A 24,338-nucleotide genomic window follows, 5' to 3' on the forward strand; every position below is an offset into this window, starting at 1 on the left:
CTATAAGGCGTGCGCCAGGGTCCAGCGCAGCGTCTCGATGGGGGCGGCGCGCAGGGCGGCGGCCAGCTCGGCATCGTCCTTATATTGAAGCTGGGTGAGCACGCTCGCCTCCACACTCACCTCGATTTCCTTTTCCTGAAAGGGCCAGGGTTTGATGACAACCGGGCCACCGGCTACGGGCTGGGCCAAGGTGTGGGTGGTGCCGTCGGGCCCTCGATGGATTTCGACAGCGCGGCCCATTTCCGGAATTTCGTGGCGGCAGAGAATGAGCGAGAGACGGTCGCACCAGTGCAACAGGGCGTAGGCTTGGGCGGCTTCTTTTTTGGAGACTTTCAACTCCTTTTGCCACTGCTGCTGGCGGACTTTCAGCTCATCCAAAAAACCGTCGATTTCCTTTTTCTGGCCCCGCAGGCCCTCATACAGGCAGCTCAGGTGTAGGCTGGTGAGGAGGCTGCGCCAGCGCCCCTGGAAGCGGGCGGCGGCCAGCACGCCGGCGGCCTGCTCCATGGAAAACACTTGCTGGGTGAAGTTGGCCGGGGCGCCGGCGGTGGTGAGGCCGTGGTGGCCGCCGCGGCCGTGCCAGGCGGCCTGCTCGTCGTCGTGCTGGGCGATGGCGGCCAGCAGGTCTACCCAGCGGGCGGGCGGCAGCGTGGGCGGCCAGTGCCAGGCAAGCTGCGCGGCCAGCAGGGCATGGGCCTGCTGGTAGATGATTTGCCAGCCGGCGGGCGTGGAATTGACTATCATTTGGGAGGAAAGAGTGGGGCGGCCAAGTGCCCTTGCCGTAACTGCCCGCGCCGGGTTGCGCGGTGCGGCGGCCGGAAGCCTCTGGAACGGGCCGGATGTCGCAAACCGCACATTTTTATACGCTTCTCGCGCAGGCTGGCATGATATACAAAGCGTTGACAGGGGCAGGATAACGATTTATAAAGTGACCGGACCGACCAGCTCCAGAGCTTGCAATTTCCGCAAAACCGACGTCACCGGCAAGGCCATGCCTTCCTTTTTTTGCGGCTATCGCGCCCCTTAATCTTGTACCATCAACCATTCACTTTCCCAATTTACACAGCATGAAAAAAAACTACCTGAAAACCATTAGCCAGCTGGCTGCCGCTTGGGCGTGCCTGGTACTGGCCACCCCTGGAGCGGTGGCCCAAACCGGGCCGGGTGCCTCCCGCCCAGCGGCGCTTCCGACAAATGCCAAAGTCCTTATTTCTAACAAAATTCAGTTTCACGGGCAGGTGGGCGGCGCGCAGATGAACACGCGCTTTGACCCGCTGGACGTGTGCCCCAACGTGGTGAATCCCATTGGTCACGGCGTCCAGAGCCAGCCCTACCAGTTCGAATTTGAGAGCAACTGCAGCGGCAACAGTAACTCGTGGGATTGCCGTTTCCGACCCAACTTCATCTGGACCATCAAGTATTTCACCGAGAACGGGACGTACTACCAGGAAAAATGGCAGGATGTCACTTCCGGGGACTTCTCCAAGGTCCGGCTCTACCTCTACGACCGGGTGCCGTACCCGGCCGGGCGGTTTACGGCCGCCACGCCCACCAGCGGCCAGGCCACGCAGGCGGGAGGCAATGCCAACTTCTCGACGGTTCCCTACCCCAACCTGGGGTGCATTCCGGCCCCCGAAAACACGGCACAGGCCGGCGAGCTGATTACCAACGTGCAGCTGGAATGCACGGGCTATTCCTGCGGCTATACGCTAGGTGACGACTCCGACGTGATTCAAATCCGGTACTACGCCCGGCGGCCCGCGGCCATTGCCATCAACGGCCAGACGCCGTTGTGCCGCAGCACCCTCTACCCCATCTCGGTCAGCTCCGTGTTTGGCGCCACCAACTATGCCTGGTACACGGCGGGCCTGAACGGGGCCTCGATTGGGGCCGTGAACGGCACCACTGCCATGCTGGACGTGAGCGGCGTGCCGGCCGGCACCAACAGCATTACCTTGAGTGTGGCGGCGCAGGACAACGCCCATTGCGGCGGCATCACCAGTGAAGCCCGCAATTTGGTGGTGAACCTAAATCCCAGCCCCGCCGCTTCCGCCAGCTTGCAGCTGGATGGCGGGGTGTGCCCCTCGGCTACGACAAAATTTTTGGCTGCGGCCCCAGTGACGGGTGCCAGTGAATACCGCTGGCAACTTGTGGGTTCGAATAATCCGGCGGGAACCTATTTAGTTGACAGATTTGGAGCTCAGATTACTACTCCAGGTACAACAGTTCAAACAACCGGATTTAAACTGGAAATTGGTACGCCCACCGCTGGTACGGTGAGTGTGATGGTGGAAGCCAAAACAACTGACTGTGATGGGTACAGCCCCGCGCTCGCAAAGTCCTTTCAGATTGGCAATATTTCGCCTGACTGCCCTACGACCTATGCTGGCCCGGACCGCTGGTGTATTGGCTCGCCCAACACCATTTATATCGACACGAAGCCGGGGTTGAGCTACTACCCCATCAACGTATTTGGCGCTTATGCCGGAAATATCCAGCCGGCCGGGGCCCAGGTAACCAACGTAACGCAGACGGCCGCGATGGTGGGCAGCTCCGAGTTTACGATTACGATGGCCCCCAACTCGGCGGGTAGCTACCCCACCAGCTTCGACCTGTACGTGAGCGTGGTAAGCCAGTGCCCCGGCAACACTTCCGGTAGCCAGTTGTGTGCGCTGCCGGTGAAAGTAACGAACATGGTTAACTGCGCGATAGGCTGTTTGGGCTGTAATACCGAACGCCAGACGCAAGCGGGCGGCACCAGCCCCGCGGCCTTGTACCCGAACCCCGCCACGGGCGAGGTGAAGATTGAGTTCCGTCCGGATACCCGCTACCCGTGGGTGAAGGTGATGGATGCCCAGGGCCGGGTGGTGCTGCAACGCCAGAGCGAAGCGGCCACCGGCATCACGGGTTTCGACGTGAAGGGGCTGCCGACGGGCCTGTACCAGGTGCAGCTGTTTGATGGGAAGAAACTGACGACCCAGCCCCTGGTGAAAGAATAAAATTAGCCGTGCTTTGCGTGCCCGGGGCTGGTATGGGCCGGCTCCGGGCACCTTTGTATACACCTGTCATGAAATCGTTCCTGCTGTTTTGCGCCCTGCTCAGCCTGTTTGCCCCGTTGCCCGGCCGGGCGCAGGGCGAGTTTACGACCTGGTGCTTCGGCAATGACTTGTCCTTCAATACGACCCCGACCATCGGCCATACCGCCATAAAAATCGCATTCGGTCCCACTGGCCCGCTGCCGGCCACTCCCTGGCGAGGTATTCAGACCCCTTCCTTTGAGGGAGGCAACGCCACGATTTCGGATGCACAAGGAAATTTGCGCTTATCCTCCCCGGGCTTCACCGTGGTGGATAACACGCCCACCATCATGCTGCCATTGCCTTTTGGTTTGAATGGGGCGATTAATACGAATAACGACTTTTGGTGGTCTGATGCGGACTTGCAGCCCGTGGTCATCGCCCCGGCCCCGGGCAACGACCACGACGAGTACGTGTTCTTTTGGGAGAAGGCCCAGGCCGACGGCCGGCTGGCCTTTGCCCTGGGCTGGGTACGGGTGGACATGCGCCTGAACGGCGGCCACGGGGCCGTGGCCGGGCGCGGCCAACTGCCCACGCTCACGCGCAATCCGCGCCTGACCATCGTGCGGCACCGCAACAACCGCGACTTCTGGGTGCTGACCCGCGACCTGGACACGCGGGGCTTTCAGGCCTTCCGGCTCTCGGCCGCCGGGGTGGCCCCCGCGGCCGTGCTCTCGCTGGCCGGGCAGGCACAATACCCCGCCGATGGGGAGCTAAAAGCGGCCCCCAGCGGCATCCGCCTGGCCTGTGGGGCCTTGCGGCGCACCGGCAACACCGGCGAGGCGCTGCTCTGCACCTACGATTTCGACAACGCCACGGGCGAGGTCCGCAACGAAATGGTGGTGCGCCGGCTGCCCGTGACGGGGCTGACGGCCTACCCCGACGGCCGGCCCACCGGGTACTCCCTGGCGGGCACTTGCTCGTTCTCGCCCGATTCGCGGCTGCTCTACGCCGTGGAGCCCAATGCGAATGCCTCGGCCACGTTCCGACGCTTCAACGAACTGTGGCAGTACGACCTGAGCCAGCCCACCCCGGCCGCCATTGCCGCCTCCCGCTTCTGGGTGTCGAACGTGCCCACGCCCAGCAACCACCCGCTGGATGCCCTGAACTGCTGGGGCCTGCAGCTGGCCCCCGACGGCACCCTCTGGGCCGGGCAGTTTTATCAGCGCTACCACATCCAAAATCCGGCCACCGGGCAGTGGTCCACGATGGCGGCCGCCATCGTGCGGCACCCCAACGTGGCCGGGGCCGGCTGCGGTTTCGAGGCCGAAGGCTATTTCTACCAACCAGGCCAGGTGCCCGGCGTGGCCCTGCCCAACGTCATCACCAACATGCTCTATGCCCCGGCGGCCCTCAACTACGAGGCCGCCTGCCCGGAGGACTCGGTGCAGTTCTGGGCCAGCAGCGCCGGCGACCCAGCGGGCCTGCACTGGGACTTTGGCGAGCCCGCCAGCGGCGCGGCCAACCAGGCCACCGGCCGGCTGGCCGCCCACCGCTACCAGCAGGGCGGCACCTACGCCGTGCGCCTCACCCTAGCCGACGGCCGGGTGCTGACCCAGGCCGTGGCCGTGGCCGGGGCCGTGGCCGACTTCACCCACCAAAACGTGTTCACGCCCAACGCCGATGGGCTCAACGACGAGTTCCGGCCCGTGCGCCAACCTCTGCCCGGCGGGCGGCTGCGGGTGTACTCGCGCTGGGGCTCCCTCGTGTTCAGCTCCGCCGAGCCCGCGGCGCTACGCTGGGACGGGGCTGGCTCAGCGGCCGGCGAGTACCTCTACCAGCTCGACTACCCCGACTGCCACGGGGCCACGCGCCAACAGCGCGGCCCCCTCCTGCTGGTGCGCTAAAATATCCCGCGCCCCCTTGGCTGTGTTGCGGCGCGGCCACCGTCCGGCTGGTGGTGGAGTAAAACCGCCCGCCGCCCCGGCCGTACTTTCGGCCATGCCCGACCTTGCCGTAGGCCCCACCCCGCTTACCATTCGCTTACCCGACGGCCGCACGCTGGGCCTCACCCGCTACGGCAGCCCCGAGCACCGGGCGGTGGTGTTTCACCACGGCTTCGGGTCTTCGGGGCTGGAGCTGCCCGATGACGCGGCCCTGCTGGCACGCCTGCAACTGCAGATTCTCGCGCCCGACCGGCCCGGCGTGGGCCAGTCCAGCGTGTATCGGCCGCTTACGTTTCCGTCGTTTGCCGATGACGTGGTGGCCATGCTCGATGCGCTGGAAATTCGCAGGCCGGTAGGCGTGATGGGCTGGTCGGTGGGCGGGGTGCACGCGTTGGCGCTGGCGGCGCGGCACCCGGCGCGGGTGGCGGCCGGGCAGCTGCTCAGCACCTGCCTGCCACTGGGCGAGCGCGCCGTGTACCGGCACTTGTCCTGGGTTTGGAAATTCCTGCGCTGGGGCCAAATCGGCTTTCCCTGGCTGAACCGCACTACCTTTCTCTGGCTTAACCGGCAGTGGCAGCGCCACCCCGACCGCACCATCGACTGGTTTATCCGCCTCATGCGCCCCGCCGAGGCCCACGCCACCGCCCGCCACCGCGCCCTGTTGCGCGATGCCGCCGTGCAGGGCTTCGCCAATCACGGCCGTGGCGTGTATGATGACGCGCAGGCCTGGTGCCGACCGCCCGGCTTCCGCATCGAGGATGTGCGCTGCCCCGTGCGCCTCTGGCACGGCCAGGCCGACGGTGTGTGGGCGCCCGGCAACATCCCCTATCTGGCCGGGCGGCTGCACGGCGCGCCCGTGCAGCTGCTGCCGGGGCAGGGCCACATGCTGTATCTGGAGAACTGGACGGCTATTCTGGAAGAAATGGCGGGATTGCTGGATTCGCACCGTCTGTCATCCTGAGCTTGCGAAGGACCTTATCACGGCTGAACGGCTGGCAGTAAAACCAACGATAGCAAACGTGATAAGGTCCTTCGCAAGCTCAGGATGACAGAGGGGACGCGGACCACTGGTCCGCGCTACATCCTGACCCGCATCTGGTGCCGGCCGGGCTCTTCGTAATGGTAGCTCAATAGAAACCCGCTGGTTTCGCAAATCTGGCGGGCAATGGCTAGGCCCAGCCCCACGCTGCCGGGCGCGCGCTCCGGGCCGGGGCGGAAGCGCACGAAGAGCTGGTCGGCGGGCAGGGCGCGGGGGCGGCCGGTATTTTCCACCGTCAGCCGCTCCGGGCTGAGCGCCACGCGCACCTCCCCGTCGGGCACGTTGTGCCGGATGGCGTTGCTGAGCAGGTTGCTTATCAGGATATCCAGCAGCGAGCGGTTGGCGGCCACGGGTAGGCTATCCACCAAGTCAGTGGCGAGGGTGAGGCCGGGCCCGGCCAGCTGTTCGCGCAGCTGCCCCAGCTGCGTGCGGATGACGGCCGCCAGGTCCACGGTTTCGGTGGGGAAAAACAGCTGCTGGTCCAGGTGCGCCAGCAGCAGCAGGCTGCGGCTGAGATGGGTGAGGCGCTGCGTCACGTCGAGCAGCGGCTCGATGTGGCCGGCCTGCTCCTCGGTCAGGCCGGGAGCCTGCACCAGCATGTCGAGCTTGGTGCGGAGGATGGCCAGGGGCGTTTGCAGCTCGTGGGCCGCGTTTTCGGTGAACTCCCGCTGCCGCCGGTAGATTCGCTGGTTGCGATTCAGGAGCCGGCCCAGGGCGGTATTCAGTGCCTGAAACTCGGGGATGCGCGTGGGGGCCAGGTGCACCGGCTCGGGTTGGTCAATCTTGTAGCGCTGCAACTCGCCCAGCGTGTGGTAAAAAGGGGCCCACAGCCGCCGGGCCAACACATGCTGCAGCACCAGCAGCCCCACCAGCAGCGCCCCAAACAGCAGCGCCCCCGCCTGCCCGATGCGCGCCAGCAGCTCCTGGCTATCGAGCATGGTGGTGCGCAATTCCAGCCGGTAGGGCCGCCCCTGAAACATCACCGGGGCGGCCAGCTGCCGGTAAGGCACCGTCTTTTTCACCAGCTGATTGTACATCATGCGCACGCTGAAGGCGGCCGGCGGCCCCGGCGCGGCCAGCGGTACAAATTCCACGTTATGGTCGAGCCGGTGCCAGAACGCCAGGTCGGCCGGCGAGCGCAGGTACAAGCGCAGGTCGTTGTCCACGCGCAGCTTGCGCCGGCTCAGCGTGCGGTCCACGTATTGGTAATAGATTTTGCGGATGAAGTTGTAGTACACGAACGTGCCCGCCGCCGCCACCACGCTGGCATAGATGAGGAAGTAAACGGTGGTGCGGGCCAGGAGCTTCATTCTTTAATGATTAGTGGAAGTTTTCTCTGTCATCCTGAGCGCAGCGAAGGACCTTATCACGTTCGGACTATGGCTGTTCAATCTTGATAAGGTCCTTCGCTGCGCTCAGGATGACAGATGGTTTACCCATTAACATCAAACCGGTACCCCAGCCCATATACCATCCTGATGTAGTTCGGCGCGCCGGCTTCCGTGAGCTTGCGCTTGAGGTTTTTGACGTGGGCGTATACGTTCTCAAACGTATCGAACTGCTCGGCCGCGTCGCCCGAAAGGTGTTCGGCAATGGCCCCTTTGGTGATGACGCGGCCCTGATTGGCCAGTAGCAGGAGCAGCAGGTCGAACTCGGTGCGGGTGAGGGTGAGCGGCTTGCCGGCCACGGCGGCGCGGCGGGCGGGTACGTCCACGGCCAACTCGCCGGCCTGCAATAAGTTCGTGCCCTGGTAGTGGCGGCGGCGCACCAGCGCCGCGATGCGGGCGCTGAGTTCGGGCAGGTAGAAGGGCTTGGGCAGGTAGTCGTCGGCCCCCAGCTCCAGGCCGGTGATGCGGTCGTCGACCCCGGCGCGGGCGCTGGTGATGATGACGCCGGCCGCCTTGTGGTGCCGCTGCAGCTCGCGGAGCAGGTCGAGGCCGTCGCCGCCGGGCAGGGTGAGGTCGAGCACGATGCACTCGTAGTCGTGCAGCAGCATTTTCTCCTGCGCCTGGGCGTAGGTGGTGGCCACTTCGCACACGTAATGCTGGGCTTGCAGGTAGCTCACCACGCTGGCCAGCAGGGCCGGTTCGTCTTCGACGAAAAGCAGTTTCATGGATGGTCAGGAATGGTAAGGCGAGCGGGATGGATTATCAAAGAACGTCATGCTTCGACTACGCTCAGCATGCCGTTCTTTTTATTACTGCCTGTTATTGCCCCAGCCAAATAAGTAAGCACTCCCTCACTTATTTTTCACAAACCGCCAAATCTTCCAAATGTATTCTAAATCGCCCCGCTACTTCGCTTCATCAATTGCGAATTCATTCCATCTTCCTCAAAATTCCCATGAAGCGAAACTTACCCTCCCCTCCCCTTTCGGCCCGGACGGCGGGCGCGGCGCTGCTGCTGGCCGCCTGCGCGGTGGCCGGCTCAGCTGCCGCCGCTTCGCCGGTTTCTTTCGTGGCCAACGCCACAAACGATTCCGCGCCGCTGGCCCGCCGGCCGCTCACCGGCCGCATTCTGGATGGCAACGACCAGAAGCCGCTGGCCTTTGCGTCGGTGGCCATTAAAGGCACCAACCGCGGCACTACTACCGATGCCGACGGCAGCTTCAAGCTCGATGTGGACGACGGCGACGTGCTGGTGATTTCCTACGTGGGCTACGAGCTGCGCGAAATACCCGTGCCCGCCGGGGCCAGCACACTGGACGTGCCCATGAAAACCGCCACCCACACCACCGCCGACGTGATTGTGGTGGGCAACCGCGCCTCCGAAGCCCGCACCAACGTGGACCTACCCGTGCCCGTAGACGTGCTCACGGCCAAGGAAATCACCAAAACCGGCCAGACGGAATTGGGCCAGATGATTCACTTCACCGCGCCTTCGTTCAACTCGACCAAGCACGCCATCAGCAACGTGACGAGCTACGTGGACCCGGCCACCCTGCGCGGTCTGGGGCCCGACCAGACGCTGGTGCTCATCAACGGCAAGCGCCGCCACCAGTCCTCTGCCCTGAACGTGAACAACGTGGTGGGCCGCGGCTCGGTGGGCACCGACTTGAACGCCATTCCGACGGCCGCCATCGAGCGGGTGGAAATTCTGCGCGACGGCGCGGCGGCCCAATACGGCTCCGACGCCATTGCAGGCATCGTAAACATCGTGCTGAAGAAAAATCCGCGCGGCGGCGTGGTCACCGGCAGCTACGGCATCACCGACAAGGGCGACGGCGCCACCTATGACACCGGCCTGAACCTAGGCCTGCCCGTGGGCAAGCGTGACGGCTTCCTGAACCTGACCGTGCAGGGCCACCACAACGACCCCACCGACCGCTCGGGCGACTACACCGGCCGCGTGTACAACTCCGACAAAGCCACCGACGATGCCCTGGTGGCGCAGAATGGCTTCAACCGCCACGTCACGAAATACGGCACGGCCCGCAACACCATGGGCCAGTTCTTTTACAACAGCGAGGTGGCGCTGGGCGAGGCTTGGCGGTTATACTCGTTTGGCGGGTATTCCTATAAGGACATGACGGCCTACGGCTTCTTTCGCAACCCCAGCAACAAGTCGCGGGCGGTGCTCTCGCTGTTCCCGAATGGTTACAACCCTGTATTTCCGGCCACGGTGCAGGACGTGGCCTCCACGGTGGGGCTGCGCCGCAAAACGGCCAGCGGCTGGGCCCTCGATTTCAGCCTCGGCGGCGGCCAGAACATCATCAAGACCTACGCCAACCACACGGTAAACCCGTCGTACGGCAACGCCTCGCCCACGTCGTTCTACACCGGCACCAACAAATTCGGGCAGGTGCTGGCCAATGTGAACGTGTCGAAAGGCTTCGAGGTGGGCGGCCTGAAGTCCTTTGCGTTGAGCTACGGCGGCGAGTTCAGGGTGGAAAACTACCAGCTGCTGGCCGGCGACGAAGCCTCCTGGAAAAAAGGCCCCGTAACCACCAACAACCCCGACGTGGGCAGCAGCGGGCGCGAAGGCATCGCGGCCGTGAATGCCGTGGACCGCACCCGCAACAACGTAGGCGTGTACGTGGACGTGCTCAGCGACATCACCGATAAATTTCTGGTGGGCGCGGCCGGCCGCTTCGAGCGCTACTCGGATTTTGGCTCGAACGTGAGCGGCAAACTCTCGACGCGCTACAAGTTCTCGGAGATGTTCTCGGTGCGCGGCTCGCTCAACCGGGGCTTCCGGGCGCCGTCGATGCACCAGCTCTATTATTCCAACTACGCCGACGCCCAGTGGCTGACGCTGAACGGCGTGTTCGACTCCTACCCCATTGCCCACCTGCGCAACGACAACCCCTACGTGCAGAAGCTGGGCGTGGGCCAGCTCAAGGCCGAAACCACGCTCGACTACAACCTTGGCTTCACGGCCCAGGTCACGCCCGACCTCGTGTTCACGGCCGATGCCTACCAGATTGATATTACCGACCGGGTGGTGATTTCGGGCCAGCTAGATGCCGCCAGCCCGGCCCTCAAGCCCACCTTCGCCGGCTCCGGCTACGCCCAGGTACAGTTCTTTTCCAACGCCCTCGACACCCGCACCCGCGGCCTCGACGTGGTGGCCAGCTACCGCAAAAAGATGGACCGCGACCAGGAAATGGGCCTCAACCTGGCCATGGCCCTCAACGAAACCAAGGTGGTGGGCGAAGTCCGCACCCCGGCCCAGCTCGCCAACCTCGGCACCCCGCTCGTGGACCGCGTGATGATTGGCCTGATTGAGAAAGCCCAGCCCCGCTCCAAGTTCATCGGCTCGGCCAACTACCGCTACAAGAAACTCGAAGGCTTGGTGCGCGCCACCCGCTTTGGCGAAGTAACCGCCATCCAGAGCACCGCGGAGCTGGACCAGACCTTCTCGGCCAAAACCATCACCGACGTTTCGCTCACCTACGGCTTCACGCCGCGCCTGGGCCTGACGGTGGGGGCCAACAACGTCTTCAACGTATACCCCGACGAAATCGCCTTCCCTTCGCTCACGGCCTCGGGCCAGACGCCCTACACGCGCTTCACTTCGCAGTTCGGCTTCATGGGGGCGTATTATTTCACCTCGCTGCGGTTCAGCTTCTAAGGATTTGACCAGGTAAAAAGAACGTCATGCAGAGCGTAGCGAAGCATCTTGCCCGCAATAGCAACTCGTTTGCTGCAACGAATGAGGTGGGACGAATTCGTTGCTCGTGGATGGTGAGCCGCGCAACGAAGCGGTAGAGATGCTTCGACTACGCTCAGCATGACTGTTCTTTTTTAATCCATTACCCCACCCTTCCACCAACCCACCACCATGCTCGCACTCGCTGGCTTTGCCATGATTCTCACCTTCATGGTGCTGATTATGACGAATCGTCTGTCGGCCATTACGGCGCTGCTACTGGTGCCGGTGGCGTTTGCGGTGCTCACCGGCTTCGGCGCGCAGATGGGGCCGATGATGCTCGACGGCATCAAGAACATTGCGCCCACGGGCATCATGCTGGTGTTCGCCATCCTCTACTTCGGGCTGATGACGGATGCCGGGCTGTTTGACCCGGTTATCAGCCGCATCCAGCGCGTGGCCCACGGCGACCCGCTGAAAATCATCATCGGTACGGCGCTGCTGGCCCTGCTGGTGTCGCTGGACGGCGACGGGGCTACCACCTACATCATCGTGGTTACGGCCATGCTGCCGCTCTACCGCCAGCTCGGCATCAACCCACTGATGTTGACCTGCATGAACATGCTGGTGGGCGGCGTGATGAACATTTTGCCCTGGGGCGGCCCCACGGCCCGCGCCATGAGCGTGCTGCACCTCGACAGCACGCAGCTTTTCAACCCGCTGATTCCGGCCATGGGCGCGGGGCTGGTGTGGGTGTTTTTCGTGGCCTGGCGCTTCGGCAAGCGCGAGCGCAAGCGGCTGGGCCTGCAGCATCTCAACGAAGCCGATGCGAAGAAGAAAGCCGTCGTGTTCGGCCTGGCGGCCGGCCTGCCCCAGCCGCTACCCGAAGTCCCCAACCTCGAAATTTCAGCCGAAGAAAAAGCCCTGCGTCGGCCCAAATTGCTGTGGGTGAATGCCCTGCTCACCATCGCCCTGATGGTGGCGCTGGTGCGCGAGCTGCTGCCGCTGCCGGTGCTGTTCATGCTGGCCTTCGCGCTGGCGGCCGTGCTCAACTACCCGAATCTGGCGCAGCAGCGGCAGCGGTTTGCGGCCCACGCCGGCAATGCGCTGTCGGTGGCGGCGATGGTGTTTGCGGCGGGCATCTTCACCGGCATTCTCAGCGGCACGCACATGGTCGATGCCATGGCGCAGACGTTCGTGCAATTGGTGCCCGCTTCGCTCGGCCCGCACTTCCCGGTGCTGACGGGGCTGGTGAGCGCGCCGCTCACGTTTTTCATGTCGAACGACGCGTTTTACTTCGGCATCCTGCCCTTCTTCACCAAAGCGGCGGCGGCGTTTGGCATTTCAGCGGCCAGTATGGGCAAGGCCTCACTGCTGGGCCAGCCGGTGCATTTGCTGAGTCCGCTGGTGCCGTCCACGTATTTATTGGTGGGCCTGGCTGGCGTCGACATTGGCGCGCACCAGCGCTTCACCCTCAAATGGGCCGGCGGCACGGTGCTGGTGATGCTGACGGTGTCGCTGCTGCTGGGCATCATCCAGCTGTAGAGACGCATATTTGCGTCTCGTCGTTGGCTTCGCTGAGTGGCGTTTTGCCTGGCAAAGTTGAGCGCAGCCCGGGTCGTTCAACGACGAGGCCCAATTATGCGTCTCTACTATCCCGCTATCCTAGCTTTACCCCGTGAATCAATACATCGAGCAAATCCTGCACAACCCGCTAGCTTCGCTGGCCATCGTGGGCAACCTGGTCATCATCGAAAGCCTGCTCTCGGTGGATAATGCCGCCGTGCTGGCCACCATGGTGGGCGACCTGCCCCGCGAGCAGCGCCACAAGGCGCTGCGCTACGGCATTTTTGGAGCGTACATTTTCCGGGGGCTGTGCATCCTGTTTGCCTCGTTCCTCATCAAGTTCTGGTTTTTGAAGCCGCTGGGTGGCCTCTACCTGTTGTACCTCGTGTACGACCATTTCAAAGCCGGCCCGGCACACGACGAGGAGAAAATCGAGAAGGAAAAAAGCTGGTTCTATCGCAACACGCTGGGCTTGTTCGGCAAGTTCTGGGCCACCGTAGCCCTCATTGAGCTCATGGATTTGGCCTTCAGCATCGACAACGTCTTTGCCGTGGTGGCCTTTACGGATAACCTGATTCTGATTTGCGTGGGCGTGTTCATCGGCATTCTGGCCATGCGGCTGGTGGCGCAAGGCTTCGTGCTACTGATGGGCAAATACCCGTTTCTGGAAACGGCCGCCTTCGGGGTCATCGGCCTACTGGGCCTGAAATTGGTGCTCTCGCTGGTGGCCCACTTCCTGCCCGGCCACCCTGTGAGCGAGGCGCTGGAAAGCGAAGCCGCCGACGTGGCCATTACCATCCTCACGGTGGCGGCCTTCGCCGTGCCGTGGGCCACGTCGCTGCTCTTCAACGTGCCCCGGCACGCGGGCGGCAACCGCCCCGCCGAAACCAAATCTGCCGAAGCGCCGCAGCAACAGGCGTAATTGTTCAGGCGTAGGATTTATAAAAAAAAGCCCCGCATCAGCTGATGCGGGGCTTTTTGCTCTAAGCGAAGGGGGTTTGCTACGCCGGCTGCATCTGCTTCAAATGCAGCAGCATGTCGGCGGTCATCTTATCGAGGTCGAAATCGGGCTGCCAGCCCCAATCCTGGCGGGCCTTGGAGTCGTCGATGCTGGCGGGCCAGGAGTTGGCGATTTGCTGGCGGCCGTCGGGCTTGTAGGTGACTTCAAAATCGGGGACGTGCTGCTGGATGCTGGCCGCGATTTCGGCCGGCGAGAAGCTCATAGCGCCCAGGTTGTAGCTGGTGCGCACCTTGATTTGCTCGGCCGGGGCGTGCATCAGGTCCAGCGTGGCTTTCAGCGCGTCGGGCATGTACATCATGGGCAGGTAGGTGTCTTCTTCGAGGAAGCACTCGTAGTTTTCGCCGGCCACGGCCTTATGGTAAATATCCACGGCGTAGTCGGTGGTGCCCCCGCCGGGCAGGCTCTTGTAGCCGATGAGGCCGGGGTAGCGCAGGCTGCGCACATCGAGGCCGTGCTTGCGGTGGTACCATTCGCACCACTGCTCACCGGCCAGCTTGCTGATGCCGTACACCGTGTTGGGATTCATGATAGTGACCTGCGGCGTGTTATCGCGCGGGGTATCGGGGCCGAACACGGCGATGGAACTGGGCCAGTACACCTGCGCCACGCCGTGGGCCACGGCCGCTTCGAGCACAATGAGCAGACCATCCATGTTCAGCTGCCAGCCGAAGAGCGGATTTTTCTCGGCCGTAGCCGAGAGCAGGGCGGCGAGGTGATAAATCTGCTTGGGGCGGTACTGGCGGATGAGCTTATCGAGCCGGGTGCGGTCGAGCACGTCGAGCAATTCGAAGGGGCCGCCGGCCAGCAAATCCGGGTTTTTGGGTGGGCGCACGTCGGCGGCAACTACCAGGTGGGGCTCGTAGCGTTGGCGCAGGGCGGCCACCAGTTCCAGCCCGAGCTGGCCGCAGGCGCCAATCACCAGCACGGAGCCGGGTAATACAGAAGTTTCAGGGTCGCCGGGAGTGAGGGCCATGCGCGGGGGGCGGGTTGAGATGGTGGGAGTGGGAATTGGGCTGCAAAGATACCGGGGCGGCCGTGGCCGGGCCGTCGGCGCGGGCACCGTTTTGCCCACAACGGTGTTGGAGCGCCTTACGTTATGGCATCCACGCCCCGCCGATGCCCCACAACCTATGCTTTACACGCTTATTTACCGCAGCCAGGCCTCTCGGGCGGTGCACGAAGTGACGCTGCCGCCGCTGCTGCGCAAGGCCCGGCTGCACAACGAGCGCAGCCGCCTCGGCGGCCTGCTGCTGCATGCCAACGGCGAATTTATGCAAGTGCTCGAAGGCCCCGAGCCCGCCCTGAGCCAGCTCTACGCCCGCATTCAGGCCGACCCGCGCCACTACGCCGTGCGCACCGTGGCCTACGGCCCCATTGCCGAGCGCGCCTTTCCCGACTGGCGCATGGCCTACATCCCGGCCGATGCCAAGGCCCTGGAAAAAATCGCCGGCATCCTGCCGCTGGCAGCGGCTCCCGGCCACACACCACATCCCGCCGAGGAAGTTGCGCAGCGCCTTTATCACTTCGCCCAGGGCCGCGCCCAGGACCAGTAGCGCCCGGCGGCTTGGCTACCGCCCGGCGGTATCTTTGGGGCCATGAAGATGCGCTTGCTGCTATTGTATTTTGGAATCTGGCTGCTGGGAAGTGCGGCGGCTCGCGCCCAAGTGCCCGCGCCGCGCTACCACAACCTCGTGATGGAAGGCGGTGGCATTCGGGGCATTGCCTACGGCGGGGCACTGCTGGAGCTGGAGCAGCGCGGTGTGCTGCGCGATTTGCAGCGAGTGGGTGGCACCTCGGCCGGCGCTATTCAGGCGGCGCTGCTGGCGGTGGGCTACTCGGCCCAGGAAATAATTGATGTGGTGAATGCCACGCCCGTGCAGCGGCTGAATGATGGCCGGTTTATCTTCTTCGGCGGCACGCACCGGCTGGTGAAGGAATACGGCTGGTACCGCGGCGACGAGTTCAGCACCTACCTCGGCGAGCTGGTGGGCCGCAAAACCCAGAACGCCCACCTCACCCTCGGCGAGCTGCACGCACTGGCCCAGCAGCAGCCCACCCGCTTCCGCGACCTCTACACCACCGGCACCAACCTCACCCAGCAGCGCGTGCAGGTGTTCAGCTACGAAACCAACCCCACCATGCGCGTGGCCGATGCCGTGCGCATCAGCATGAGCATTCCGCTCTACTTTCGGGCCGTGCTGCTCGATGCCAATAACAAGGTGATAACCGGCACGCCCGCGCCCGGCCAGCCCGTGCAGGTACTCGTCGATGGCGGCCTGCTGGCCAATTATCCCATCGATTTGTTCGACTACCCGCGCTACCTGCCCGCCGGCTTCCCCAGCCCGCCCGATGCCCGGGGCCGTGTTTTCAATCCCGAAACCCTGGGCCTGCGCCTCGACCGCGCCGAGCAGATACCACTGGACGGCGCGCCCGCTGGCCGCCAGCAGCTCGCCCCCTACGACATCACCGATTTCAACACCTACATGGGCGCGCTCTACACCGTGGCCCTCGAAAACCTCAACCCCGTGCAGCCCGGCGACTGGCAGCGCACCATCAGCATCGACTTCCTGAACTTCAGCCCCAAAATCAAACGGATTTCGGATGCCCAAAAAAAGCAGCTGATGGACAGCGGGCGAAAGGGCGCGCAGGCGTTTTTTAATAAATAGACACATCATCCTGAGCTTGCGAAGGACCTTTCACCTTTGCAGCGTTAGGATTACTGCAAGCTATTCGAGCGTGATAAGGTCCTTCGCAAGCTCAGGATGACAGTCGACAATCCACCAATCCACCATCCCACTCATCCATCAACCCACCAAGTATGTACGCTACCCTCCAGCCCGACCTCACCCAGCAGCTTCAGGAAATCAAAGACGCCGGCCTTTTCAAGAAAGAGCGCATCATCACCTCGCCCCAGGGCGCCGAGATTGAAACCGACGAAGCCGGTGAAGTGCTGAATTTTTGCGCCAATAACTACCTGGGCCTGAGCTCGCACCCCGAGGTTATCAAGGCCGCCAAAGAAGCCATTGATACCCACGGCTACGGCATGTCGTCGGTGCGCTTCATCTGCGGAACGCAGGACATTCATAAGGAGCTGGAAGCCAAGCTGGCCGAATTTCTGGGCACGGAAGACACCATCCTCTACGCCGCGGCTTTCGATGCCAACGGCGGCGTGTTCGAGCCGCTGTTCAACGAGCAGGACGCCATTATTTCGGATGCCCTAAACCACGCCAGCATCATCGACGGCGTGCGCCTGTGCAAGGCCCAGCGCTACCGCTACGCCCACAACGACATGGCCGACCTGGAAAAGCAGCTCCAGGACGCCGTGGCCAAGGGCACGCGCCACCGCATCATCGTCACCGACGGCTCGTTTTCGATGGACGGCACCATCGCGCAGCTCGACAAAATCTGCGACCTCGCCGATAAGTACCAGGCCCTGGTGATGGTGGACGAGTGCCACAGCAGCGGCTTCCTGGGCCGCACCGGCCGCGGCACCCACGAGTACCGCAACGTGATGGGCCGCGTCGACATCATCACCGGCACGCTGGGCAAGGCGCTGGGCGGGGCTATGGGCGGCTTCACCTCGGGCCGCAAGGAAATCATCGACATGCTGCGCCAGCGCAGCCGCCCCTACCTGTTCTCCAACACGCTGGCCCCGGCCATCGTGGGCGCGAGCCTGCGCGTGCTGGAGCTGCTGACGGAAAGCACCGCGCTGCGCGACAAGCTCGAAGAGAACACCAAATACTTCCGTGAGCAGATGACCGCCGCCGGCTTCGACATCACGCCCGGCGAGCATCCCATCGTGCCCGTCATGCTCTACGATGCCAAGCTGGCCCAGGAATTTGCGGCCCGCATGCTCAAAGAGGGCATTTACGTGGTGGGCTTCTACTACCCCGTGGTGCCGCAGGGCAAGGCCCGCATCCGGGTGCAGCTCAGCGCCGGCCACCAGCGCGAGCACCTCGACAAGGCCATTGCCGCTTTCACCAAAGTGGGCAAGGAGCTGGAAGTACTGAAATAAATATTCGATTCAGCCAGCCGCTGAATCCGTTTTATCAGACACAAAAAAGGCCCGCTGGCAGCTGGCAGCGGGCCTTTTTACTTAGCGCGAGGCGCTACACTATTCGCGTACCACGCGCTGGGTCAGCACGCCTTCGGTCGTTTTCACCCGGAAGGTGTACACACCCGAAGCCAGGTGCGCCAGGTTCAGCGAGGCCGAGCCGGCGGCGATGGTGCTGGTGTGCACCACCTGGCCCAGCGAGTTCAGCACGGTCAGCTGCGAAGCCGTGGCGCGGGGGCCGCGCAGCTCCAGCGTCAGGCTGCCGTTGGGCGTGGGATTGGGGTACACCAGCAGGCTCACGCCGGTGAGCGAAGCCGTTTGCGTGCCCGTCACCACCACCGCCAGCGCGGCCGAAGCGGCCGAAGCGCAGCCCGAGGTCGAGGTGATGACCACGGTGTAGTTGCCGTTCGGGGAGCCGGCCGGGAGCAGCAGCGTGTTGCTGGTGCTGGCCGTGCCCACCGGGCTGCCGTTGCGAGAGAACTGGTAGGTGGCTCCAGCCAGCGCCGGTGCGCTCAGCAGAACGCCGCCGCCCGTCTGGGGCGTGGCCGTGAGCGTGGGCGTGGCCAGGCCGGCCACAATGGTAATGGTGGCCGTGGCCGAAGCCCCGGCGCAGGCCCCGGCTGCCGCCGCGGTGTTGGTTACCGTGTAGGTGCCGGCTGCCGAAGCCGCCAGGTTGATGGCGCCCGTGGTGGGGTTGAGGCCCAGGCCGGTGCCCGAGGTCGAGAACGTGCCGGCCGTGGTGCCGGTGGCCAGGGTGGGCACTACCGTGCTAGCCGAACCCGTGCAATAGGTACCCGCAGGGTAGCTAAAGGTGGCAACGGGGGCCGATGCAATGGCCAGCACCACCTGCCCGGCCGTGGTGCACGAAGCAGCCGGACCGGTCGGCGTGAGGGTGATGGTTACGCTGCCGGCCGTTACATCGGCGGCCGAAGGCGTGTAGGTTGCGTTGAGCGTAGTGGCATTGGGCGAGAACGTGCCCGTGCCGGTGCTGGTGTACGTAGCGCCCGTGGCCGTGCCGGCAATGGTGCCGGCCAGCTGGTACGGGGTGCGGCCGCACGTGCTGGCCGTGGCAGCCGGTAGCGAAGCCACCAGGCCCGCGCCGCCTACGTTCACCTGAATCGGGGTGCGGGTGGTACCCACGCACTCGGAGCCGAGCACCCAGTTATAGAAGTAATAGTAGTAACCCGACAGGCTCGAAGCAGTGATGCTCACCAGGCCGCTGGGCGAAGTATATGGGTAACCCGTGGTATTGGAGCCCGAAGGGTCGCGCAGAACCCCGCTTTGCGTAGCAGTACTCAGGTACAAGGTGTATTGGCCGGCGGCCGGTACGCTGTAGTTCAACGGTACTACGTAGGGCGCTACGCCAGTGGCAGGGCCAGCGGGCACGGCAAAGGCCCGGTTTTGCGAATTCACAATCGCGCCGCTGCTGCTGCTGCCCGTGCGCAGGTCGATGGTGATGGTGCCGGCTGCCTGGCCAGCGTTGAGGTAAACCGTAACCGATGCGATGGTGGCGGGCCCCGTCGTGGTAAAGTACATGGCACCACCCGTTTGCGGGGTCTGGCCCGTGCTGTTGTAGGCGGCGGCGCCCACGTTCTCGGTACCGCCGGCGAAGGCTTCGGCGTAGTACGTGGTATTGGCCGTGAGGGCCGGGGTTACGAAGGAGGTGCCGCTACCTACGGCGGTGCCGCCGGTAGCGGCCGTGAAGTAGCGCACCGAAATGCCGGCCGGCACCGTGGCCGAGAGCGTGGCAGTGCCGCCCGTGCAGGTGCTAAGCGGCGTGGGAGCCGCCGAAATCACGGGGTTATTCACCGTCACGGTGGCTACGTTGCTGTAAGTAGTGTTGGCATTACAGGTGCTGCGCACGCGGTAGTAGGTGGTGCTGCTCAGCACGGGCGTGGTGTACGTGGCCGTGGTAGCGCCGGCAATATCCGTGAAGGTACCGGTGGCGCTGCTGCTGCTCTGGTACTGGAGGCTGCCGTTGGAAGCGCCGGCCAGCGTCAGCGACGCACTGCCGCTGCCGCAGCTGTTAAAAGTGGCAGGGGACAGTGTGCCGGCCACCGGGGCCACCACCGTGCGGGTAGCGCCGGGCGTCAGCACGTTGTTGGCAGTGTTGGCATCGCCGGTTACGGTGGCCGTCACGGCAAAGGAGTACGTGCCCGGGGTGGTCAAGTTCAGCGTGTTGGTCAGAGTTACACTCAGGTTAGCGCCGCTGGCCAGGGTGCCCGTGCTCACGCCGCCCGTGAGGGTTTGCGTAAGGCCGCCAGGCAGCGTGGCCACCACCGTTACCGTGGCCGGGTTAGTGGCAAAGTCGAGGGTGGCGGTACCGGCGTTGCGAATCTGCACCACCACCGCTTCGGCGGCGCTATAGCAGCTCGTGCCCGTAGCCGGGCCCAGCAGAGCCACCGGGGCCACGTCGATACCTACCGGAGTAAACTCGTACGCGCCCAGGTCGGGCTGCGCCCCCCGGGCGGCACCCGTAATGTCCTCGGTTACGCGGGTGAGTGGCGTACCGACGTTGTTCAACAGCACATTGGTGGGTAGCAGGTTACCGGTGCTGGCCCCTACAAAGGCCGGGTTCACCGAGATGCTGCTTGGGTCAAACGTTTTGTTGTTGGCGGCTTGCAGGTCGGCCAGCGTTACCAGGGCCGTGCTGTAGTAGCCCACGTTGCCGTTGGGCACGTAAATGTCGTTGTAGTCGCTGCTGGTCGGGGCCGTCGAGTAGTAGAGGCCGTACTTAGTGCCCGTGCTGGGCCGCGTGATGCTCACCACGTTGTTTTTCACTTCGGTATTGGCGCCGGAGTTGTAGATGCCGTAGGTAGTGTTGGTCGTGGCCGACTGGTCGTCGGCGGCGATGGAGTTGTTGTAGATGCGGCTGAAGGCCGAGCCCGAATTATAAATGAGGTACTGCGTGCCCGCGCCGTTGATGTTGTAGAGCACGTTGTTCACCACGTCGTTGGTGGTGCTGGCGGTGGCCCCGGTACTGTTAGACAGGTAAATACCGTATATGGAGTTGGTCGAAGTCGGGTTGCCCGTGAACGGGTCGTGCAGGCGGTTTTTCTCAATGGCCAGGCTACGCGACGAGCCAGAGGTATAGAGGCCGTAGTAGGTGCTGGGGTTGGTTCGCAGCGTGCGGCTGATGTCGTTGCCGATGAACTGCGCCCCGTCCTGGTAGCCCGCATAAATCCCGTAGGTACAGAAGTCGCGCACGTTGTTGTTGCGCACAATATTGCCGGTGTTCAGCGAAGTCGTGCTGTTGCCGTACAGTGTGATGCCGTAGTAACCCCCATTCACGCTGTTGCCTTCGATGATGAGGTTGTTGGCCGAGTTGCCGCTGGTAGTGGCGCTGGCCGTGGAGCCGTTCACCGCGATGCCCGCAAAGTTGCTCGACGTGGTGGCAATGTCCGCGTTGATGGTGTTGTTGCTGATGCGGTCGTTGTCGGCCGCGTTGGTCAGCAGCACGCCGTAGCCGTAGGTGCCGCTGGTGCCGCTGCCGCCGGTCGCATCAATGTTCAGGTTGTTGATGGTGGTGTAATCCGTGCCGTTGAGCTGCACCACCGCCCGCTGGTTGGTATTGGCCGAAGCAAACCGGATGGTGCGCCCGCCGCCGTTCACCACAATGGTGTTGGTGGCGCTGGTGCCCGCTATTTCGCCCAGCAGAAACTGCTCGGTGTACGGCCCGCCCGATACGGTTAAGGTCACGGGGCCGCTGATGCCGTCCTGGTTTAGGCGCGTAGCGGCATCGGTGAAGCTGGCGAAGTTGGTGCCCGCCGTGGGCAGCGCGTTGTTGATGGTGTAGGCGCCGCTGAAGGGATTAGCCGTCTGGCTCGTCACCGCGATGTTGTCAATCGTAGCGGGGGGCTGCACGCCGCCCGTACCATCGTTGCGCCAGCTGAAAATCAGGCGCTGGGTGCTGCCCGAAAAGCTGCCCGGCAGCTGCAGCGTGGTGCGGCCAAAGGCCGTTTGCAGGTTGATTTGGGCCAACACCGTGACCCCGGTGGTGCTCAGCGCGGTGCCAGCCACCGGCGTAAACGAGGTGGGCGCCACCTGCACCAAAATGTAGTCGTAGGTGCTTTCGCCCCCCGCCTTCCAGTCAAATCCCAATTGGATGTTGCCCTGGCCGGCCGGAACGGTCACATCGCGGTACATGTGCACGAACGACGATGACGTAATGGTGTAGGCGTTGGTCACGCCCGCGTCGTTGCTGATGTAGGCCGCTTTGGTGCCCGTGGTGGTGGGGCCGTTGCCCCCTGCCGTACCCACCGCCCATTGGTTGGTCACGGTGCCGTTGACGAGCGTGAAGCTGTTGGTGCCTTCAAAGGTTTCGTTGAAAACCGTGGTGGTTTGGGCCTGGGCGCCCAGCCCACCCAGCAGCAGCAGGCCCGCACCCAGCAGGCGCGTCAGTTGCTTTGGCGGCAACAGGGCACAGCGCCGCAGCCCCTGCTGCGCGCAGCGTATTTTTTTGTGCATAAGACAAAAGAGTAAAGTGGTTGAATAGAAGGGTGAAAAAAGGGGAATGAAGAAAAAAGCAACCGGGTGGTAGCGCCGCAACTGGCGGCTGGTTTTGCGCCGGCCGCCGGGTGGCTTTGGCCGGGGGTGCGCTGGGTGAGTCGCACCAAAACCCAACTACCTGAAAGGCAAAGCACAGAACGTCTGAGAAAAGTAGAACCGAAAAGTTCGAAAACCTAATACCCTCCCGGTTATCGCTGGCTCCGCCAATCACCAACTCGCACCCCAGGCAGTTGGTTATCAATATATTATCCCAAGAAATGAGTTGATAGGGTGCGCCCTGCGCGGCCTCATCGGGGCCGTTATCAGGCAGCAGCTTCGGCTTTGCGCGAAGGGCTGGCGGCGTTGGGGGCCGGGGCTAAGAGCCATTCGTTCAGGCGGGCGCGCAGCTCGCTGGTGCCCAGGTTACGGTACACTTCGCCGTGGCGCACGAGGCTCATGGCCCCGGTTTCCTCGCTCACCACCAGCACCACGGCGTCGGTAACTTCGCTCAGGCCGATGGCGGCGCGGTGGCGCAAGCCGAGCGAGGCGGGCACATCGGGGTTTTCGCTCACGGGCAGGATGCAGCGGGCGGCGCGCAGGCGGCCGTTGGCCACAATCACGGCCCCGTCGTGCAGGGGCGAGGTTTTGTTGAAGATGGAGAGCAGCAGACGCTTGCTGATTTCGGCATCGAGCCGGTCGCCGGAATCGGCGAAGGCCGTGAGGTCGGAGGTCTGAGTGAAGCAGATGAGCGCGCCGGTGTACTTGTTGGAGAGGCTTTTGGCGGCCTCTACGAAGGGGCTGATGGGCAGCGGGGCCACCTCGGCCGGGCGGCCCCAGGCCCAGCCGCGCATCCGCTCCAGGGCCGTGGCCTTGCCCACATTCAACAAGAATCGCCGGATTTCCTGCTGAAACAAAATGATGCTGGCCAGCACGCCCACGCTCATAAACTGCCCCAGAATCTTGGTGAGCAACTCCATGCCGGTGGCCTTCACCACCAGATACAGCAGGTAGAACGACACCAGCCCCAGGGCCACATTCAGGGCCACCGAGCCGCGCAGCAGCTTGTAGAGCTGGTAAAGCAGCACCGTCACCAGCAATACATCGGCCGCGTCAATCCAGCCGAAATGCAGGAAATTGATGGGGAATGGGCCGGTCATCGGGTGGGACTGAAAAGAGGGCGGGCGAGCAGCATTGCGCCTATGCAAAAGAGGCGCGGCGGGTAGCGGCCGTTGCACGACAAGGCTTCCCGCCCTTCAAATTACGGCCATTATTCCGCCATTGGAAAGGTATTGGCAAATAATTGTATGGTTTGGCGCGCTTCGGCCACGTCGTGGGCACGCAGGAGCTTAGCGCCGCCTTGCAGGGCCACCATGTGCAGGGCCGTGGTGCCGTTGAGGGCCGTTTCGGGGCCGAGGCCGAGAGGACCGTACACCATTTTCTTGCGCGACAACGCGGCCAGTATGGGCAGGCCCAGCGCCTGCAGCTCGGGCAGGCGGCGCAGCAGCTCGTGGCTTTGGGCGGCCGTTTTGGCGAAGCCGAAGCCGGGGTCGAGCAGCATGTCGGTCACGCCCACGGAGCGCAGGGCGGCCAGCCCGTCGCGGAAATAGCGTAGCAGCGTGAGCACCAGGTCGTCTTCGTAATGCGTGAGCTTGCTCATGGTTTGGGGCGTGCCGCGCAGGTGCATCAGCACGTAGGGCACGCGCAGACGGGCCACAGTGGCAAACATGGCGGGGTCGAGGGTGCCGCCGCCCACATCGTTCACCAGGTCGGCCCCGGCCTGCACGGCGGCTTCCGCCACGCCGGCCCGGAAGGTATCGGCGGAGAGAAAGGCCTGCGGAAACTCCCGGCGCAGGGCCTCCACGGCCGGCAGCAGGCGGCGGGTTTCTTCTTCGGCGGCAATGTCCTCGGCACCGGGGCGGGTGCTATAGGCACCGAGGTCGAGCACAGCAGCTCCGGATTCGAGCATGGCTTCGGCGCGGGCGAACAGGTCTCTTTCGGAAGCCACGCGGCTACCGGCAAAGAAGGAGTCGGGCGTGAGGTTGAGAATGCCCATCACCTGCGGCCGGCGTAGGTCGAGCAGGCGGCCGTGGGGCGACAACAGTGAATGAGCGAATGG

At 63.8% G+C, this 24,338-nt stretch carries 16 protein-coding genes; 9 read left to right on the forward strand and 7 right to left on the reverse strand.

What is annotated here, in order from left to right:
• Positions 1-744: a DUF3891 family protein gene (locus ACYU7Q_RS12640; protein WP_460609786.1), complete on the reverse strand. Its 744-nt coding sequence runs from the start codon at positions 742-744 to the stop codon at positions 1-3.
• Positions 745-1,067: 323 nt separating this feature from the next.
• On the opposite strand from ACYU7Q_RS12640, the gene ACYU7Q_RS12645 reads away from it, so the two are divergent.
• From ACYU7Q_RS12645 to ACYU7Q_RS12655, 3 genes are all read left to right on the forward strand, one after another.
• Entirely contained in the window at positions 1,068-2,999 is a 1,932-nt protein-coding gene (locus ACYU7Q_RS12645; protein WP_460609787.1) for a T9SS type A sorting domain-containing protein, read from the forward strand.
• Positions 3,000-3,067: 68 nt separating this feature from the next.
• Positions 3,068-4,924: a T9SS type B sorting domain-containing protein gene (locus tag ACYU7Q_RS12650; protein ID WP_460609788.1), complete on the forward strand. Its 1,857-nt coding sequence runs from the start codon at positions 3,068-3,070 to the stop codon at positions 4,922-4,924.
• A gap of 94 nt (positions 4,925-5,018) precedes the next feature.
• On the forward strand, positions 5,019-5,924 hold the full coding sequence (locus ACYU7Q_RS12655; protein ID WP_460609789.1) for an alpha/beta fold hydrolase: 906 nt from the start codon (positions 5,019-5,021) through the stop codon (positions 5,922-5,924).
• 116 nt (positions 5,925-6,040) lie between these two features.
• Here the strand turns inward: ACYU7Q_RS12655 and ACYU7Q_RS12660 are convergent, their stop codons facing one another.
• Together ACYU7Q_RS12660 and ACYU7Q_RS12665 are read right to left on the reverse strand one after the other, a co-directional pair.
• On the reverse strand, positions 6,041-7,312 hold the full coding sequence (locus ACYU7Q_RS12660) for a sensor histidine kinase (protein ID WP_460609790.1): 1,272 nt from the start codon (positions 7,310-7,312) through the stop codon (positions 6,041-6,043).
• A 122-nt stretch (positions 7,313-7,434) separates the two neighbouring features.
• Entirely contained in the window at positions 7,435-8,115 is a 681-nt protein-coding gene (locus ACYU7Q_RS12665; RefSeq protein WP_460609791.1) for a response regulator transcription factor, read from the reverse strand.
• Between the two features lie 230 nt (positions 8,116-8,345).
• On the opposite strand from ACYU7Q_RS12665, the gene ACYU7Q_RS12670 reads away from it, so the two are divergent.
• The 3 genes from ACYU7Q_RS12670 (at position 8,346) to ACYU7Q_RS12680 (ending at position 13,581) form a co-directional block, all read left to right on the forward strand.
• Positions 8,346-11,075, forward strand: a complete 2,730-nt coding sequence (locus ACYU7Q_RS12670) for a TonB-dependent receptor (RefSeq protein ID WP_460609792.1) — start codon at positions 8,346-8,348, stop codon at positions 11,073-11,075.
• 210 nt (positions 11,076-11,285) lie between these two features.
• Positions 11,286-12,638, forward strand: a complete 1,353-nt coding sequence (locus ACYU7Q_RS12675; RefSeq protein ID WP_460609793.1) for a CitMHS family transporter — start codon at positions 11,286-11,288, stop codon at positions 12,636-12,638.
• 133 nt (positions 12,639-12,771) lie between these two features.
• Entirely contained in the window at positions 12,772-13,581 is an 810-nt protein-coding gene (locus ACYU7Q_RS12680) for a TerC family protein (protein ID WP_460609794.1), read from the forward strand.
• A gap of 79 nt (positions 13,582-13,660) precedes the next feature.
• On the opposite strand, the gene ACYU7Q_RS12685 is transcribed toward ACYU7Q_RS12680, so the two are convergent.
• Complete coding sequence (locus ACYU7Q_RS12685) at positions 13,661-14,653, reverse strand: Rossmann-fold NAD(P)-binding domain-containing protein (RefSeq protein WP_460609795.1); 993 nt, start codon at positions 14,651-14,653, stop codon at positions 13,661-13,663.
• 157 nt (positions 14,654-14,810) lie between these two features.
• Here ACYU7Q_RS12685 and ACYU7Q_RS12690 point away from each other — a divergent pair, with 157 nt between their 5' ends.
• The 3 genes from ACYU7Q_RS12690 to kbl all read left to right on the forward strand — a co-directional run bounded on the left by ACYU7Q_RS12690 (position 14,811) and on the right by kbl (position 17,695).
• Positions 14,811-15,233: a BLUF domain-containing protein gene (locus ACYU7Q_RS12690; RefSeq protein WP_460609796.1), complete on the forward strand. Its 423-nt coding sequence runs from the start codon at positions 14,811-14,813 to the stop codon at positions 15,231-15,233.
• Between the two features lie 42 nt (positions 15,234-15,275).
• Positions 15,276-16,346, forward strand: a complete 1,071-nt coding sequence (locus ACYU7Q_RS12695) for a patatin-like phospholipase family protein (RefSeq protein WP_460609797.1) — start codon at positions 15,276-15,278, stop codon at positions 16,344-16,346.
• Between the two features lie 152 nt (positions 16,347-16,498).
• On the forward strand, positions 16,499-17,695 hold the full coding sequence (kbl, locus tag ACYU7Q_RS12700; RefSeq protein ID WP_460609798.1) for a PLP-dependent aspartate aminotransferase family protein: 1,197 nt from the start codon (positions 16,499-16,501) through the stop codon (positions 17,693-17,695).
• Positions 17,696-17,794: 99 nt separating this feature from the next.
• Here kbl and ACYU7Q_RS12705 read toward each other — a convergent pair whose 3' ends face one another.
• The 3 genes from ACYU7Q_RS12705 to folP form a co-directional block, all read right to left on the reverse strand.
• Complete coding sequence (locus ACYU7Q_RS12705; protein WP_460609799.1) at positions 17,795-22,201, reverse strand: Ig-like domain-containing protein; 4,407 nt, start codon at positions 22,199-22,201, stop codon at positions 17,795-17,797.
• A gap of 344 nt (positions 22,202-22,545) precedes the next feature.
• Positions 22,546-23,379 carry a diadenylate cyclase gene (cdaA, locus tag ACYU7Q_RS12710; protein WP_460609800.1) on the reverse strand — a complete coding sequence of 278 codons (834 nt, stop codon included), beginning with the start codon at positions 23,377-23,379 and terminating at the stop codon, positions 22,546-22,548.
• A gap of 110 nt (positions 23,380-23,489) precedes the next feature.
• Positions 23,490-24,320, reverse strand: coding sequence for a dihydropteroate synthase (gene folP / locus ACYU7Q_RS12715; protein ID WP_460609801.1), 831 nt, complete (start codon positions 24,318-24,320; stop codon positions 23,490-23,492).
• Between the last annotated feature and the right edge of the window lie 18 nt (positions 24,321-24,338).

The sequence above is a fragment of the Hymenobacter terrigena genome (assembly GCF_054776515.1).

Coding starts and splice junctions, on each gene's coding strand:
- ACYU7Q_RS12640 (WP_460609786.1), bottom strand. CDS start 744: ATGATAGTCAATTCCACGCCCGCCGGCTGGCAAATCATCTACCAGCAG.
- ACYU7Q_RS12645 (WP_460609787.1), top strand. CDS start 1,068: ATGAAAAAAAACTACCTGAAAACCATTAGCCAGCTGGCTGCCGCTTGG.
- ACYU7Q_RS12650 (WP_460609788.1), top strand. CDS start 3,068: ATGAAATCGTTCCTGCTGTTTTGCGCCCTGCTCAGCCTGTTTGCCCCG.
- ACYU7Q_RS12655 (WP_460609789.1), top strand. CDS start 5,019: ATGCCCGACCTTGCCGTAGGCCCCACCCCGCTTACCATTCGCTTACCC.
- ACYU7Q_RS12660 (WP_460609790.1), bottom strand. CDS start 7,312: ATGAAGCTCCTGGCCCGCACCACCGTTTACTTCCTCATCTATGCCAGC.
- ACYU7Q_RS12665 (WP_460609791.1), bottom strand. CDS start 8,115: ATGAAACTGCTTTTCGTCGAAGACGAACCGGCCCTGCTGGCCAGCGTG.
- ACYU7Q_RS12670 (WP_460609792.1), top strand. CDS start 8,346: ATGAAGCGAAACTTACCCTCCCCTCCCCTTTCGGCCCGGACGGCGGGC.
- ACYU7Q_RS12675 (WP_460609793.1), top strand. CDS start 11,286: ATGCTCGCACTCGCTGGCTTTGCCATGATTCTCACCTTCATGGTGCTG.
- ACYU7Q_RS12685 (WP_460609795.1), bottom strand. CDS start 14,653: ATGGCCCTCACTCCCGGCGACCCTGAAACTTCTGTATTACCCGGCTCC.
- ACYU7Q_RS12690 (WP_460609796.1), top strand. CDS start 14,811: ATGCTTTACACGCTTATTTACCGCAGCCAGGCCTCTCGGGCGGTGCAC.
- ACYU7Q_RS12695 (WP_460609797.1), top strand. CDS start 15,276: ATGAAGATGCGCTTGCTGCTATTGTATTTTGGAATCTGGCTGCTGGGA.
- kbl (WP_460609798.1), top strand. CDS start 16,499: ATGTACGCTACCCTCCAGCCCGACCTCACCCAGCAGCTTCAGGAAATC.
- ACYU7Q_RS12705 (WP_460609799.1), bottom strand. CDS start 22,201: ATGCACAAAAAAATACGCTGCGCGCAGCAGGGGCTGCGGCGCTGTGCC.
- cdaA (WP_460609800.1), bottom strand. CDS start 23,379: ATGACCGGCCCATTCCCCATCAATTTCCTGCATTTCGGCTGGATTGAC.